This is a genomic window from Acidianus infernus (assembly GCF_009729545.1).
GTDB classification, from domain to species: Archaea; Thermoproteota; Thermoprotei_A; order Sulfolobales; family Sulfolobaceae; genus Acidianus; species Acidianus infernus.
The window spans coordinates 1604964-1620407 of record NZ_WFIY01000004.1; the positions used below are offsets into that span (position 1 = coordinate 1604964).

Genomic DNA, 15444 nt, shown 5'->3' on the forward strand with positions numbered 1-15444 from the left:
TATCTCAATTTTTTAAAATGATAGGTAAAGTTTACCTAGTTGGTGCAGGTCCTGGAGATCCTGACTTAATAACTCTCAAAGCTTTAAAAATACTTAAACAGGCAGACGTTGTAATATATGATAGGCTAGTCTCTAAAGAGCTCTTAAAAGAATGCAAACCCAATTCGGAATTGATTTACTTAGGTAAAAGTTTAGGGGAGGCCGAACTACAAGATAAAATAAATTCTACATTAGTTGAGAAGGCAAAAGAGGGTAAGATAGTAGTAAGGTTGAAAGGAGGAGATCCATACGTATTTGGCAGAGGAGAGGAAGAATGCGCGTTTGTGATGGAACAAGGTATTCCATGTGAAGTTATACCGGGAATTAGTAGCGCTATAGGAGTTCCTGCCTACGCCGGAATTCCAGTAACTAGTAGATGGTATTCTTCAGGCTTTACAGTAATTACTGGAACTAGAGCAGGTGATAAAATTATTGACTTAGATTATATTCCAAAAAAAGGAACTATAGTAATACTAATGGGAATAAATAAAATCGATGAGTTACAAGAAAGCCTAGAAAAGGTGAGAAGTCCAGAATGCCCAGTGGCTATAATACAAAATGGGACTCTTCCTTCACAGAGAGTAGTTATAACTTCCTTAAGTAAGTTGAAGGAGGCAGTAAGAAAAGAGAATATTTCGTCTCCAGCAATCATAATAGTAGGAGAAGTAGTGAAATTAAGAAATAAATTATGGAAGCTCTCATGATTTAATTATGAAAGACCCTGTATGCGGAGAGGAGGTTAAAAATACTAGTTATAAATATGTTTACAAAGGTATAACATATTACTTCTGCAGTCCTATGTGCATGGCCGAGTTTAAAAAGAATCCTGAAAAGTTCGTAAAGAATAAGTAAAAGATAAATAATAACTTGGAGAAAAGATGATATGTATCCTCCAAAAATAGGCTACGTGATTCCTGACAATATAAATGAGGCAATAGACTTTCTAAAGACTCATGACGACGCAAAGGTTCTTGCTGGTGGACATAGCCTAATTCCAATGTTAAAACTTAGGATAATTAGACCTTCCTATTTGATTGATATAACTAAACTTAAAGAGCTTCATTATCTGAATAAAGAAGAAAAGGAATACAAATTAGGAGCAACAATTACCCATTATGAGATATCAAAGGCGCAAATTCCTTTGTTAAGCGAAGTAGCATCTAAAATTGGAGATCCTCAAGTTAGAAATATGGGAACAATTGGTGGTAGTATTTCTCACTTGGATCCATCAGCAGATTATCCAGCAGCTCTTTTAGTTTTAGATGCTAAAGTAAAGATTAAAGGACCTTCTGGAGAAAGATTAGAGGAATTCTCTTCATTTGATAAAGACATGTTTACTCCAGATTTATCCCAAGGAGAAATAGTTACTGAGATTTCCATTCCTACCGTATCTGGATATAAATATTCTTATCAGAAGTTAGAGAGAAAAGCAGGAGATTTTGCTATAGTAGGTGTAGCAGTCTTAATAAAAACCAATGGTGACGAAATAGAAGATTTTAGGATAGGAGTTACTGGAGTCAATAATAAAGCTTACAGATCTCAAATAGCTGAGGATATGATTAAGGGTAAGAAAATTAATGATGAGATAATTGATAAAGTTGCTCAAGAAGTAGCTAATGAATCCAACCCTACATCAGATATTAGAGGAAGTGCAGAATATAAAAGGAAAGCCACTAAAATTATGGCAAAAAGGGCAATTTTAGATGCTTTAAAGAGGTGATTGGAATGAAAATAATAGAGAAGGACGAAAAAGTAAAAATTCACCTTAAAATTAATGGAAAAGATTACGAAACTGAAGTAGAGCCAAGGAAATTGTTAGTTCACGTTCTCAGAGATTTAGGATTTACCAGCGTTCACGTAGGTTGTGATACAAGCAATTGCGGAGCATGCACTGTTATAATTAATGGCAAATCAGTAAAATCGTGTACAGTTTTGGCTGTACAAGCGGATGGTAGTGAAATTCTTACTGTTGAAGGATTATCAAAAGATGGTAAATTGCATCCTATTCAAGAAGCCTTCTGGGATAAGCATGCTCTTCAGTGTGGTTACTGTACTCCAGGGATGATAATGCAGAGTTATTGGTTACTGTCCGAGAATCCATCTCCTTCAGAAGACGAAATTAGAGAAGGCTTAGCTGGGAATTTGTGTAGATGTACTGGATATCAAAATATCATAGAAGCAGTTAAGGAAGCTTCTCAAAAGTTAAAAGGTCATTAACTGTATCTATATCTACAATAACTCCGTAGTCACATTCGACGAAGCATAAGTTTTCTGTAGTTTTTAAGATTTTTTTAGCACCCTCGTCTCCAGTTATTTCCATAACTTTGTCGAAAATTTTTCTATTTAATAATACCGGGTTCCCCCAATTTCCCTTATAAGTAGGAATTACAGCATTGCAGTCTAGATTAAATGTGTTTATTATTTTATGTATATCCTCTCTCTTTACAAAGGGCATGTCTCCCAAAACTATAAGTACTCCATCATAATTTTGGAAAAATCTGAGTCCTAGTTTTATACTGCTTGAGATACCTTCCTTCCATTTAGGATTATATATTACTATCTCATTTTTTAAATATGGTAGTAACTCTTCTGCATATTTTCCTACAACAATAACTCTTTCTATGTCAACATTTTCCAAGACATTCTCTATAATACTCTTTCCGTTGATTTTCTCAAGTAATTTATTTTTACCGAATCTCTTACTTTCGCCAGCAGCTAGAATTACTGCACCGATTTTCATTAAAGATATATAACTTATTAACAGTAAAGTAGTTTATGCGCTATCAAGGAAGTATTGAAGTTAATGCCAAAAAGGAAGTTATTTTAAATTTTCTAGGGAATATAGAATTAGTAGCTTCTTGTTTCCCTGGAATTAAAGATGTAAAGAAAGATGGGGATGCGTATATTGTAAAAGGTACTGCTGGAATAGGATTTATAAAAGGAGACTATACGGCAAAGGTAAAAATGCAGAGAACTAACGAGGGATTTGATCTTGAGGCTCAAGGCACTGGGATGAATAGTAATGTTAATATAAATGCAAAAATTGTAGTTGAAGATGGTAGAATTAATTATACAGCAGATGTGAACGTTAGTGGAATATTAGCTTCTGCAGGAGCTAGGCTAATGGAACCTGCATTAAATAAGATACTGAATCAACTTTTTGATTGTATTAAGAAAAAGGTAGAGATCTCATGAGTATTATAACTGGGGAAGAAAAAATAATTAATAAAGATAAAGCTATACAATTTCTTAGTAATTATGAGAATCTTTTGAAGTGCACTCCTGGAATAAGTAAGATTAACGATAAAGAATTTTCTGCATCGGTAAAAGTAGGTCCGCTCACTGTTGAAGTCCAAGGGACTATAGTTGAGCACAAAGTTGAGGACAATAAGGTCTTTGATAAAATAGAAGTCAAAGGTCCTGGAATAATAGTTACTATAATTACTGTGGTTACAATAGAAGATCACAAATTATCTTGGGAAGCCGAATATGAGTTATCAGGAAGTCTTGCAAAAGCTTTAGGGAATACAATAGCAAAACAAGCTAAAGAATTAACAAAGCAAATAATTTCTTGTTCAGTCTCAGCTATTAATTCCAGTAACAATTCCTAATCCTCTTGTTCTACCTTCTCTAAATATGAAAATTTGTCCTTTTTCGATATATTCTGGTCTGTAAAGGAATTTTAGCTCAACTTCAGATGATTCGCCAGTTCTTAACAATCCTCTAGCTATTTTTTCAAATTTTACCGCTTGCCTTATTGTGTATAAGTGTAAAGTTGCAACGTAGCCTTCTTTTATTGTGGTAGGATGATGAAGTACTATGACTTTTGCTGTAAAACTTTGTGTAGCTTTTGGCTTATTATTCTCAGCTAATATCATACCCTTCCTTAAGATTTCCCTATTTACACCTTGTATGGCAAAAGTTGCTATGCTACCTTGACTGGCTTCGTCTACGAATACTCTATTGATTTGAATACTCTTTACTTTAGCTTGTAAGAATTCTCCGCCATCTACTGGCCCAATATATACGGTATCGTTAGGATGAACTTTCCCTCTTACTACTGAACCTAGAACTACTGGTCCTACTCCAGATACATTATATATCTCATCAATATAAACTAATGTATCGTTAGATTGTGTTATTATCTTTCTTGGCGGTAACAAGTAAAGGAACCTTGTGAGCAATCCTATTCCTTCTCCGCTTACATTAGAAACTTTAAATATTGGGACAACTCTTCCAGTTTTTACACCTATTATCGCGTTTAATAAATCATCCTCGTCATTAACTTCCATGACAAACCTATTTATACCCGGAATCCTAAGCACATTCCTTATATCATTTATTATTTGGTTTACTCTCTCTTTAGGGAATTTATCTATTTTAGTTATTACAATAAATACAGGATATTTAAGTACAGAAGCAACTGCTAGGTGTTCTTTTCCCATTATGCTTAAGCCATCATCACTACCAACCACTAGCATTACGTAATCTGTTTCGTAACCCATTAGTCCTTTTAATGTGGTTCTCAAGTATCTTTCATGACCACCAAGATCTATTAGTCTTACTATTTTAGAACTTTTAATGGTAACTTCTGCCTCATCTAGCGGATCTCTACAACTGTGATTTACAATACTTCCTTCGTCATCAAAACCTAAGATCCTTAAAGTTATTGATGAAGTTCTTCCACTTATAACTTCATGAAGGTATCTAGCTATCATTGCACGTAATGCTCCATTACCGTCATCAAGCTTCCCTAGAATTAGAGTACCCGTTATAGTACTTTTTCCTGCATTTACATGGCCCATTACTGCAACATTAACTTGGATAGGCAAATCGCTTTTATGTAATCTTATTAGTAATTCCGCTACATATTTATCTTTTCTTATTTCTACAATTCTTTTATGTACTATCTTAGAATTTATCATTTTTGCTATTTTTTCCAATACATCTATTGTGCGTTCTAAATCCTCCTTATTTAATCCTATTACATCTCCATCATCGCTTACTCCTATAACATAAATTGCTTCTCCTCCGCCTTCTTCAATTCTATATTTCATTTGTGTAGCTAATTCTTGCAGTCGCTCTTCTGATACGTCTGATAGAATAAGTTTATATTCTATTTTTCCTATATCATTTTCTCGTGGAAGCTTCATTTCACCACTTTACTCAGTATAATATATGTAAATACTACCAAATAAGCTTTGGTTGAGATTATGGAACCTAAGTTAATATTTGAGGCAAAACTTAAGTGCCCAGTTTGTGGGAACGAAACGCTGATTGCTAGAGATTATCTTTACGATGCAGGAGAAGTAGGTAAGTTAGTTTTATCAAATTGGGAATGCACCAGTTGCAACTATAAATTTAGAGACGTTAAACCTTACGAAACTAGGGGACCTAAGACTTTGGAATTTGTGGTAGAAAAAGAAGAGGATTTAAACGTAATGGTTTATAGATCGCCTTTTGCTATAGTTAAAATTCCAGAATTAGGAATAGAAATTTATCCCGCAGATGCTTCACAAGGAATTTTATCTACAGTTGAAGGAATATTAGAAGACTTCTTAGAGAACCTAGGATCTTTATGTCAAGAAAACGACTGTCATGACGTTTATGAGGCAAAAGAAGGTAAAAGAAAGTTTACCTTAATTATAGAAGACTCATCTGGTTTAAGCTTTATAAAAAGTGAGAAAGTAAAAATTACTCGATCTTTATCTCTTTCCCAGACTCAACCTTAGCTTTCTTAAATACAACTTCTAAGACTCCATTCTTATAGGTAGCCTTTACAGAATTTTCGTCTACCTCTGTTGGTAATTCTATTTCTTTATAGTACTTCTTATCTCCTTCTTGTGCTGATAATATCAAAGTCTTGCCATTAAGTCTTACCTTAATATTGTTTTTATCTACTCCTGGAACTTCTGCTACTACTCTAATTTCATCGCCTTTTTCTATAACATCAACTAAAGGCTCTCTTTCTTCACTTAATATCGGTTTACTTCCTAGTCTCTTTACATTACCGAATTCTTCTATTATTGGCTTTCCGTCTGGTCCTATTGTCATACTAAAACCGTAAACGTAAGGACCGAAAGTCTTTACTTCTCCTTTACCTGCTGCTTTAAAGAACTCCTTCTCTAATTCTTCAAATTCCTCTTCCATCTGCCTTATTATTTCGTCAAAATAATCAAATATGTCACCTTTTTTCTTTGAGGGCATTTTTGATCCAAATATATATTCTCCACGTGAAGATTTAAAATTTACTAGGTAAATCTGAGATTTTAATTGAGTAAAAGAATTCGAAATAATTTGACTAGACAGTGCTCTTAACTTAATGCTTCTCTTGCACTAGTTCAAGCAATACCCCCATTACGCTTTTAGGATGGATAAACGCCACTAAGTGACCTCTTGCACCAGGTCTAGGTTGCTTATCCACTAGCTGTAAACCTTTTGCAGATAAATCTTCTAATGCTTTATTTATATCTTCGACTCTTATTGCTAAATGGTGTAATCCAGGGCCTTTTGTTTTTAGAAATTTTGCTACAGTATTATTCATATCATCGTGGTTTATTGGCTCTAAAAGCTCTACTGCAGATTCTCCAATTTTACCAACCATAAAAGCTACCTTTATTCCTCTATCTTTCAATTCTTCCTTATCTATTAATCTCATTCCTAAATTTTTCTCATAAAAATCTATTGCTTTATCTATGTTTTCAACCACTATGCCTATATGGTCTATAGTTTGAGTTTCCATGCTCTATTATACTCATTTTAATTTATAAATTTGATTAAAAAGCAAAGGTTTTATAGTGTTTAAACAATTAGATATTGGGTATTATCATGGATATAGACGAGAAAATTAAGGAATGGAACAATCTTTATACTAGCTGGATAGCAAAAAGAAAGGAAAGAAAGCAAAAATTTATAACACCTTCTGGAATAGAAGTAAAGCCTCTTTATACACCCCTAGATTTAAAAGGTAATTACGTGGACAAGATAGGCTTCCCGGGAATGTATCCTTTCACTAGGGGAATTTATCCTAATATGTACAGAGGAAGAATATGGACTATACGACAATATGCTGGTTTTGGTTCTGCAGAAGACACTAATTTAAGGTTTAGGAAACTTTTGGAAGCTGGGCAAACAGGACTTAGCATGGCTTTCGATTTACCTACTCAATTAGGCTTGGATCCAGATCAAGAATTAGCCTTCACGGAAGTAGGTGTAGTAGGTGTTTCAATGTTTCATTGGAAGGAAATGGATTTAGTAATGAACCAAATTCCTATGGATAAAGTAACTACTTCAATGACAATAAACGCTACTGCAATGGAATTAATGTCCATGTATATAGCAACAGCAGAAAGTAGGGGAATCGATAAAAAAGTCCTAGACGGAACAGTACAGAATGATATATTGAAAGAGTACATAGCCAGAAAGAATTTCATTTATCCGCCAGAGCCTTCCTTAAGGTATGCTATAGACTTAATTGAGTATTCTTATAAAAATATTCCAAAATGGCATCCAATTAGTATTAGTGGGTATCACATTAGAGAAGCTGGAGCGGACGCGATACTAGAAGTAGCATTTACTTTAGCTGATGGAATTGAGTATGTTAGAAAAACTTTAGAGAGAGGAATAAATGTAGATGACTTTGCTCCTACTTTGTCTTTCTTCTTTGCAGGTTATACTAACATTTTTGAAGAAGTTGCAAAATTTAGAGCTGCCAGAAGAATGTGGGCTAAAATTATGAAAGAATGGTTCAATGCCAAAAAACCAGATTCTATGACATTAAAGTTTCATACACAAACAGGAGGTGCAGAGCTAACAGCACAACAGCCAGAAATTAATATTATTAGAACTACTCTTCAAGCTTTAGCAGCAGTTTTAGGTGGTACTCAAAGTCTGCACGTGAATTCATACGATGAAGCTTTAGCTTTACCGAGTGAGAAGGCAGCTAAGATAGCAATTAGGGTTCAACAAATAATAGCTTACGAGAGTGGAGCTACGGAAACTGTAGATCCGTTAGCTGGATCCTATTATATTGAATGGCTAACAGATGAGATAGAAGAAAGAGCTTGGAAAGTTATTGATAATATTGAAAAGATGGGCGGAATGCTTAAGGCTATTGAAAAAGGATATCCTCAAGCTGAAATAGCTGAAAGTTCTTACAGACTTCAGAAGAGGATAGAAGAAGGAGATATAATAAAAGTTGGGGTTAACTTTGCTTATGAGCCAGATTGGATAGGAACTACTGAAATATTTAGAGTAAATCCTGCCGTTAGAGAGAGAGTAATTACTAGATTAAAGCAATACAGGGAAAATAGAGACAATATTAAATGGAAGGATAGGCTAGAGAAGCTAAGGAAAGCTGCCGAAGGAAATGGTAACTTGTTCCCATATGTTTTAGATGCGATAAAAGCCGGAGCTACTGTAGGCGAGATAAGTTCTGTGCTTAGAGAAGTATGGGGAGAATATAAAGAGCCAATTATTTTCTAATAAAGCTCTTGAGAAATCTATCCTTATTTTTTACTGGAATCTCATTATGCTCTCTTACAGCTTCCCATTTATCCCAAGGAAATACAATCCATTTGTCTACTACCTTATCGTAATAATCTGGATATTTTCTAGACCAAGGTTTAACGTAAATAGTTGCAGACTTTATATTTTGTGGGTTAAATAGTTCTATAACTCTAGATACAGCAGACAGAGTTTCTCCAGTATCCGAAACATCGTCTACTATTAGGACATTTTTATTCTCTAGATTATCAACGTAAATTGCTTTTAAAGTAGGTTTAGGTTGAGTTTTTCCTACTTCTTTGTAAAATTTTATTTCTATATATTTTATATTTTTTATTCCAATTATATCTGAAATTAGCTTTGCTGGAATTACTCCTCCAGTTAATATAGCTATAATAACATCAGGATTGTAATCTTTGATAATTTTTTCACTCACATTAAATATACTATCTTCTATATCATCCCAAGATGGAATAAAATACTCAACCATTAATCATCACCAGAGGAATTTCAAATTCTTCTTGTAGAAGACCCCCGTGATGCCCCTTTAATTTGCCATATTCTCCGTTCTCCTTATAGTCAAAAATATAAGCAGTATTATCAAGAGGAACTGCAATATAATCTGGTAGCTCTACATTGCCTATTCTTCCTAAGAGAGTTGGAAACTCATCTTTAGTAAATACTCTAAGATTAAACCTATGGTATAAGTATGTTTTCATGTCATATCTACTTTTTAAGAATAGTGCTCTAGAATCTCCATAAGGAGGAATTTCTAGCATACTAAGGAATTCTTTATCATCGTTAACATTAACGTTATTTGTAACTTCAACATGCCCATGATCTGCGGTTATTACTATAGTATAATTTCCTACGTTAGCTAATTTTGTTGAAACATTATAAACGCTTTCAAATATTTCTTTTGCGGCATTTAAGGTCGGTTCTGCATAGGGCCCATATTTATGCGCTAAAGTATCTACGTCTGGAATGTAAAGGTAAATAAAATCATAAGAGTTCTGTTGGAGAACTTGAGTGAAAGTGTATACAGCATCCCATATGTCCGCATATTCTTTTGTTTCAGAAGTTTTGCCGTGAGTAGCATTACTAAATTGAGTATTACTTATTCCCTTGGGTACTATTTCTATGGTCTTTCTATCTTTAACTTCACCTAAATAGCTTTTTACTTCAGGAAAAGCTTTCTCAAAGGGCACAGCTTCTTGAATGGAATCTCTTTCATCTATTGATGGATGCGTATATTTTAGCGTATTTATTATTCCTCCAAGCCTTTTAACGAAAGTATTATACCCTAAAATTCCGTGCTCTCCAGGAGTTAATGCAGTAAATAGTGTAGTTAAAACAGTTGAAGTTGTTGAAGGAAAAACTGTTTGGATTTTTTCAGCCTCTTTCTTTACTACTCCTGCTCTGTTCATTATATTCCATCCGAATCCGTCAAGAAGAACCAAAGCTAACCTTTTTCCAGTGATATTAAGCTTGTTTAGGCAGTTCCTCTTTACTCCCAGAAAGTCGGCTATTCCGCAAGCTAGCGAATAAATGTTCTTCTCATAGTTTGGTAGTTCTAAACTCATATGCATAATCTTAATAATATCCTTATAAAATAACTGGTAAATGGAAGAGATTCTATTATATGGGGCTATAATTGCAATAATATTGGCAGGCATTGGAGCGGGATTATCAATATTAACCTGGTTTATAAGAAGAAAGTATCATGTATGATGTTATAATAGTTGGTGGAGGACATAACGGTTTAGTAACAGCAAATTACCTAGCTAGAGAAGGATTAAAAGTAGCCGTGTTTGAAAGAAGAGAAATAGTAGGCGGTGCATCGGTAACTGAAGAACTGTGGCCAGGAATAAAGGTATCTACTGGAGCTTATGTTCTTAGTCTACTTAGGCCCAAAATTATTGAAGATTTACAGTTAAAAAAATTTGGACTAAAAGTTTATACTAAAGATCCAGGATTATTCGTGCCTTTTGAGAATGGTAAAAAACTATATATATGGTCTGATATAAAAAAGACGCAGAAGGAAATAGAAAAATTCTCTAAAAATGATGCAAAAAATTATGAAAAATGGGTAAAATTTTGGGATCCACTTTACGATCTAGCTGATTTACTTATGCTTTCTCCACCGGTGAATTTATCAAATATTGATGAGCTTTTAAGCCTTTTAAAGAGCGTTAAGATAGATGAAGATACAGCATTATCTATTGCTAGAACATTTGTAACTGATGGCAAAAGTCTGCTTTCAGAATTTTTCGAATCAGATGAAGTAATTTCTGCTTTAATAGAAGACGCAGTAGTTGGAACTTATGCATCACCTTCTATGCCTGGAACTGCGTACGTACTAGCTCATCATGTTATAGGCGAAGTTAATGGAATAAAAGGCGCATGGGGATACGTTGAGGGGGGAATGGGCGGAGTTACTCAAGCTTTGAAAAAATCTGCAGAAAGTGTTGGAGTAGATATTTTTGAATCTTCTCCAGTGGATGAAATACTAGTCGAGAAGGGAGAAGTTAAAGGCGTAAAATTAAGCTCTGGAAAAGTAATTGAATCTAAAATTGTTGTTTCGAATGCAGATCCTAAGACTACGTTCCTTAAATTGCTTAAGAATGCTGAAGTTGATGATGAATTAATTAGAAGAATAAGGTCTTTGAAAACTACTGGAGTTTCTTTTAAAATAGTTGGCTATTCCGAGGAATTACCTGACTTTGGAAATGGAAAATCCTTATCGCCAGAGCATATAGCTTCAGAATTAATAATGCCTAGTACTGAATATATAGAGAAAAGTTACTTAGATGCTAAAGTATTAGGGTACTCCAGAGAACCATGGCTTTCAATAAATATACAATCTTCTGTAGATCCTACTGTCGCCCCTCCGGGAAAGTTTTCTATTTCAATTTTCGGGCAATATCTTCCATATAATAAAAAATTGGATGAAATTAAAGATAAAATAGCTGAGATAACTTTTGATAAAATTAGGGAATTCGCTCCTAACTTTAAACTAGTTAAGTATGAGGTTCTAACTCCTTTAGATATTGAAAGGAGATTTGGAATATGGGAAGGTAATATATTTCATTTAGACATGACTCCAGACCAGCTTTATGTATTTAGACCAACAATAGGCTTAAGTAATTATTCTACTCCTATCAATGGATTGTATTTGTGCGGTTCGGGAACCCATCCTGGTGGAGGTGTTACTGGCGCTCCAGGATATAATGCTGCCATGAAAATTTTGTCAGACCTAAAGAAAAGAAAGTAAAATTAATCTAATGTAATCTTAAATAGATGCGAAGAGAAGTATTTTATTGATAGCTCATGAACTTAAGCTACACTTATGACATCATCATACTTTTTATATTACTTTCTATAATTGGTATCATACTTATGGGGATATTTAAAAGATTTACTACTAACTTCATGACAAGCGAGAAAGCTACGCAGTTACAACTTAAAGGTAAGAAGAAAGGGGAAGATGAAGAAAGGAAAATTAGTTGGGATGATATTGGAGGATATGAAGACGTTAAGAAAGAGATAATAGAATATGTAGAATTTCCATTGAAAAATAAAGAATTAGCTTTGAAATATGGATTAAGACCTCCAAAAGGTATATTATTATTTGGACCTCCTGGCTGTGGAAAAACTTTAATGATGAGAGCTTTGGCCAGCGATGCAAAGTTAAATTTCATATATGTTAATGTCAGCGATATAATGAGCAAGTGGTACGGCGAAAGCGAAGCCAGATTAAGGGAGTTATTTGCAAATGCAAGAAAGAATGCTCCCTGTTTACTCTTCTTTGATGAGATAGATACAATAGGAACTAAAAGAGAAAGCCATACCGGAGATTCTGTTACGCCTAGATTACTTTCATTAATGCTCTCAGAAATTGATGGGCTGAATAGTGAAGATGGAGTAATAATTGTTGGATCAACTAACGTTCCTCAACTTCTAGATAAGGCGTTATTGAGGGCTGGAAGATTTGACAAATTAATCTACGTTGGTCCTCCAAATAAAGAAGCTAGAAAAGAAATTTTGAAGATACATTGCAAGAATAAGCCGCTAGCAGAGGACGTGGATTTAGATAAGATAGCGGATATGACAGAAAGATACAGCGGTGCCGACTTAGCAAACATATGTCAAGAAGCAGCTAGGAAGGCAGCTATAGAAGCAATGCAAACTGGTAAAGATGTTAAAATAACCATGAAAGATTTCATGGAAATAATTCAGAGGTACAAGCCAAGTATAACATTACAAATGATTGAAGATTTTGAAAAGTTTAGATTAGATTTTGAGAGAAGATCTAGAAAAGGAGAAGATTTAGAGTCTGAAATAGAAGATAAGATAACCTTAGACGATATTGGAGGATATACAAAAGTTAAAACTGAACTGAAGGAATTACTAGAATTACAATTAAAATATTCAAAATTAATGGAGCAAATGAGAGTACCGCCAATAAGAGGAATCTTACTTTATGGCCCCCCTGGAGTAGGAAAAACAATGATGGCAAAGGCATTAGCTAAGACGCTAGATGTTAAATTAATTTCTGTTAGTGTTGCAGAAATCATGTATAAGGGATATGAAGGCGCCGTATCAATATTAAAGGAGGTATTTAATAGAGCTAGAGAAAATAAGCCTTCTATTATATTATTGGATGAATTGGACGCAATAGCTTCAAAAAGGTCTCAAAAAGACGGTAATGATTCCTCAAAGATCGTTAATCAATTGTTAACTGAAATGGACGGAATAAGGAATTTGAAAGAAGTAGTAGTTATAGGAACTACTAATAGAGTAAAAACTATAGATCCGGCTTTACTTAGGCCAGGAAGATTTGATATAATAGTTCACATGGATTTGCCAAATGAGGAAGAAAGGCTAGACATCTTACAAAAATATCTTGGAAAAGACGTTTGCGACAGAGTTGATTGCAGAGAAATTGCAAAACGTACTGAGGGATATACTGGAGCAGATTTAGCAGCAGTGGCTAGAGAAGCTAAGATAAGGGTTTTGAAGGACATTATAAGAGGAAATAAGGATAGAGTAATAACCAAAGAGGATATAGAAATTGCATTAAATAAAATAAAGCCTTCAATTAAGAATAGGAAGAAAAAGAGTTCTGGAACTCAGAATCAGAAGTAACTATTATTTCTGGAATGACGTCGACGTATTTTAAACTAAATGTTACTTCTCTTCCTTTTAAATCTAGAGATCTTATTCCAAGTTTTTCGCAAAATCCTTTTGACGAAGCAATATCAACGTTTCTTAGTTTGCCCCTTATATCAAAATAGAGATACGCTCTTCCAGTACAGACAAGTATCATATCGAGTGAAGCAGAGCCTAATGTCCTTATTTTTATTCCGTTACCTACTTTTGAAATGATCGAATATGCCTCATTTATTTTGTCTTTATTATAATAGGGTAGTACTATCTTGTCAGTAGGTTTTCTCTTATCTACCTTCACATTGTTTATATATGCTCCGTTTTCATCATATGAGTAAATATTGTTACCAAAAACTTCTGCAACTATTCCAGCATAAGGTAAAAATTTTCCTTCTTCAATTTTTTTATATACAGCTATTGAAACTGATGACCAAGGTATTCCAGTTATGTAGTTAGTGCTTCCATCTAATGGGTCAATTATCGCTATATATTCATAGTTTTCCCTAAATATACTCCCAGATTCTTCGGAAACAAAGGAGAATTTATAGCCAGAATGATCTAGAAGATCAAAAATGTACTGCTCTGAAAATTTATCAACTCTCCTAGTAGTATCTCCTTGATGGTATCCTATTATTTCGTCAATACCTTTCTTTTCGTGTAATTCTCTCAAGTATTTTGTAGCTTCCTCTCCAATTTTTCTTAATGTGTTAATCAATTCACTTTTTCCCCTTCTTTTCGTTTAGGTAAGTGAACACGCTATGAGCAGCTACTGCTCCTTGTGCGGTAGCAGTAACTACTTGTCTAAAACCTAGCCACATTCCAGTGCAATCTCCCGCTGCAAATACTCCAGGCAGGTTGGTTCTCATCCATTCATCAACCTTTATATAGCCATGACTATCCACTTCTAGATTATTAGCTCTTGCAAAATCGGTTGGAGGCTCAAACCCTATTTCAACGAAAACGCCATTAACTGGAATCTCTTTTACCTCCTTTGTGACAAGGTTTTCAACAACAATGCTCTTTACTATTTTTTCTCCCTTTATTTCTTTCACTACAGAGTTTAAGATAAATTCTACATTTTGCTTTTGCTTTACTAATTCTACATAATATGGTTGTGCTCTGAATTGGTCTCTCCTATGTATTAAATATACTTTAGTGGCATATCTTGATAATAATTCTGCTCCTTCTAAAGCAGAGTCTCCTCCACCTACTACTGCAACAACCTTTTTCTTAAATAATGGCGCGTCACAAATTGAACAATAAGATACTCCTCTACCAGTGAACTCTGCCTCTCCAGGGACATTTAATTTCCTTCTTTTTACTCCTACAGCAACAATTAATGTGGTTGCTCTAAATTCTCCTTTTCTTTTAGTTTTTACAACGTATTCATCTCCTTCTCTTCTAAAACTTTCTACAGTATCTAAAATTACTGGAATATTATATTTTTCGATATGTGCATTAAAAGTTTTTATCATATCCTGGGCTTGTATTCCTATTAACCCTAGATAATCATCAACTTCACCCGCTTCAGTTAATTGGCCTCCTGGAGTTTCTCCTATCACTAGCGTTTTTAGCATGTATCTTCCTGCATATAAGGCTGCACCGTAGGCTGCTGGTCCCATTCCAATTATTATTACGTCAAATTTTTCGCCAGGTTTTATATCCGCAGTTTTGGGAAGTAGGCTCATTAATTGTATTTAGAATATATAGATTTAAAGGTTAATTACTCTT

At 34.2% G+C, this 15444-nt stretch carries 18 protein-coding genes; 10 read left to right on the top strand and 8 right to left on the bottom strand.

What is annotated here, in order from left to right:
* Positions 1-17: 17 nt before the first annotated feature.
* Genes cobA through cutC form a run of 4 tightly spaced genes read left to right on the top strand, consistent with a single transcriptional unit; the run spans position 18 to position 2256 of the window.
* Positions 18-743, top strand: coding sequence for a uroporphyrinogen-III C-methyltransferase (cobA, locus tag D1867_RS09275; protein ID WP_155863883.1), 726 nt, complete (start codon positions 18-20; stop codon positions 741-743).
* A gap of 7 nt (positions 744-750) precedes the next feature.
* Positions 751-891, top strand: a complete 141-nt coding sequence (locus tag D1867_RS09280; protein ID WP_152941985.1) for a YHS domain-containing protein — start codon at positions 751-753, stop codon at positions 889-891.
* Between the two features lie 31 nt (positions 892-922).
* Positions 923-1759, top strand: coding sequence for a glyceraldehyde dehydrogenase subunit beta (cutB, locus tag D1867_RS09285; protein WP_155863884.1), 837 nt, complete (start codon positions 923-925; stop codon positions 1757-1759).
* Between the two features lie 5 nt (positions 1760-1764).
* Positions 1765-2256, top strand: a complete 492-nt coding sequence (gene cutC / locus D1867_RS09290; RefSeq protein WP_155863885.1) for a glyceraldehyde dehydrogenase subunit gamma — start codon at positions 1765-1767, stop codon at positions 2254-2256.
* On the opposite strand, the gene D1867_RS09295 is transcribed toward cutC, so the two are convergent.
* Positions 2222-2779, bottom strand: coding sequence for a nucleotidyltransferase family protein (locus tag D1867_RS09295; RefSeq protein ID WP_155863886.1), 558 nt, complete (start codon positions 2777-2779; stop codon positions 2222-2224). The genes cutC and D1867_RS09295 overlap by 35 nt on opposite strands.
* Positions 2780-2814: 35 nt before the next feature.
* Here D1867_RS09295 and D1867_RS09300 point away from each other — a divergent pair, with 35 nt between their 5' ends.
* Both D1867_RS09300 and D1867_RS09305 read left to right on the top strand, forming a co-directional pair.
* Positions 2815-3234 carry an SRPBCC domain-containing protein gene (locus D1867_RS09300; RefSeq protein WP_155863887.1) on the top strand — a complete coding sequence of 140 codons (420 nt, stop codon included), beginning with the start codon at positions 2815-2817 and terminating at the stop codon, positions 3232-3234.
* Positions 3231-3650, top strand: coding sequence for an SRPBCC domain-containing protein (locus D1867_RS09305; RefSeq protein WP_155863888.1), 420 nt, complete (start codon positions 3231-3233; stop codon positions 3648-3650). Before D1867_RS09300 ends, D1867_RS09305 begins: the two co-directional genes overlap by 4 nt.
* Here the strand turns inward: D1867_RS09305 and D1867_RS09310 are convergent.
* The gene (locus tag D1867_RS09310; protein ID WP_155863889.1) at positions 3621-5192 is read right to left on the bottom strand and encodes a GTPBP1 family GTP-binding protein; all 1572 of its coding nucleotides are present in this window, start codon (positions 5190-5192) and stop codon (positions 3621-3623) included. The two genes, D1867_RS09305 and D1867_RS09310, sit on opposite strands and share 30 nt — an antisense overlap.
* A gap of 60 nt (positions 5193-5252) precedes the next feature.
* On the opposite strand from D1867_RS09310, the gene D1867_RS09315 reads away from it, so the two are divergent.
* The gene (locus tag D1867_RS09315; RefSeq protein ID WP_155863890.1) at positions 5253-5771 is read left to right on the top strand and encodes a ZPR1 zinc finger domain-containing protein; all 519 of its coding nucleotides are present in this window, start codon (positions 5253-5255) and stop codon (positions 5769-5771) included.
* Here the strand turns inward: D1867_RS09315 and hsp20 are convergent.
* Both hsp20 and mce read right to left on the bottom strand, forming a co-directional pair.
* Positions 5734-6246 (bottom strand): archaeal heat shock protein Hsp20, encoded by a 513-nt coding sequence (gene hsp20, locus D1867_RS09320; protein WP_155863891.1) that lies wholly within the window; start codon positions 6244-6246, stop codon positions 5734-5736. The two genes, D1867_RS09315 and hsp20, sit on opposite strands and share 38 nt — an antisense overlap.
* Before the next feature lie 112 nt (positions 6247-6358).
* Entirely contained in the window at positions 6359-6781 is a 423-nt protein-coding gene (gene mce / locus D1867_RS09325; RefSeq protein ID WP_155863892.1) for a methylmalonyl-CoA epimerase, read from the bottom strand.
* An 86-nt stretch (positions 6782-6867) separates the two neighbouring features.
* On the opposite strand from mce, the gene D1867_RS09330 reads away from it, so the two are divergent.
* Positions 6868-8523, top strand: coding sequence for an acyl-CoA mutase large subunit family protein (locus tag D1867_RS09330; RefSeq protein ID WP_155863893.1), 1656 nt, complete (start codon positions 6868-6870; stop codon positions 8521-8523).
* On the opposite strand, the gene D1867_RS09335 is transcribed toward D1867_RS09330, so the two are convergent.
* Together D1867_RS09335 and D1867_RS09340 are read right to left on the bottom strand one after the other, a co-directional pair.
* Positions 8513-9034, bottom strand: coding sequence for a phosphoribosyltransferase (locus tag D1867_RS09335; RefSeq protein WP_155863894.1), 522 nt, complete (start codon positions 9032-9034; stop codon positions 8513-8515). The genes D1867_RS09330 and D1867_RS09335 overlap by 11 nt on opposite strands.
* On the bottom strand, positions 9027-10127 hold the full coding sequence (locus tag D1867_RS09340) for an alkaline phosphatase family protein (RefSeq protein WP_155863895.1): 1101 nt from the start codon (positions 10125-10127) through the stop codon (positions 9027-9029). Before D1867_RS09340 ends, D1867_RS09335 begins: the two co-directional genes overlap by 8 nt.
* A gap of 140 nt (positions 10128-10267) precedes the next feature.
* Between D1867_RS09340 and D1867_RS09345 the strand changes: the two genes are divergently transcribed.
* Positions 10268-11818 (top strand): phytoene desaturase family protein, encoded by a 1551-nt coding sequence (locus D1867_RS09345; protein ID WP_155863896.1) that lies wholly within the window; start codon positions 10268-10270, stop codon positions 11816-11818.
* A gap of 56 nt (positions 11819-11874) precedes the next feature.
* On the top strand, positions 11875-13692 hold the full coding sequence (locus D1867_RS09350; RefSeq protein ID WP_155863897.1) for an AAA family ATPase: 1818 nt from the start codon (positions 11875-11877) through the stop codon (positions 13690-13692).
* On the opposite strand, the gene D1867_RS09355 is transcribed toward D1867_RS09350, so the two are convergent.
* Positions 13646-14428: an inositol monophosphatase family protein gene (locus tag D1867_RS09355; RefSeq protein WP_155863898.1), complete on the bottom strand. Its 783-nt coding sequence runs from the start codon at positions 14426-14428 to the stop codon at positions 13646-13648. The genes D1867_RS09350 and D1867_RS09355 overlap by 47 nt on opposite strands.
* A gap of 1 nt (position 14429) precedes the next feature.
* The gene (gene trxB / locus D1867_RS09360) at positions 14430-15401 is read right to left on the bottom strand and encodes a thioredoxin-disulfide reductase (protein ID WP_155863899.1); all 972 of its coding nucleotides are present in this window, start codon (positions 15399-15401) and stop codon (positions 14430-14432) included.
* Between the last annotated feature and the right edge of the window lie 43 nt (positions 15402-15444).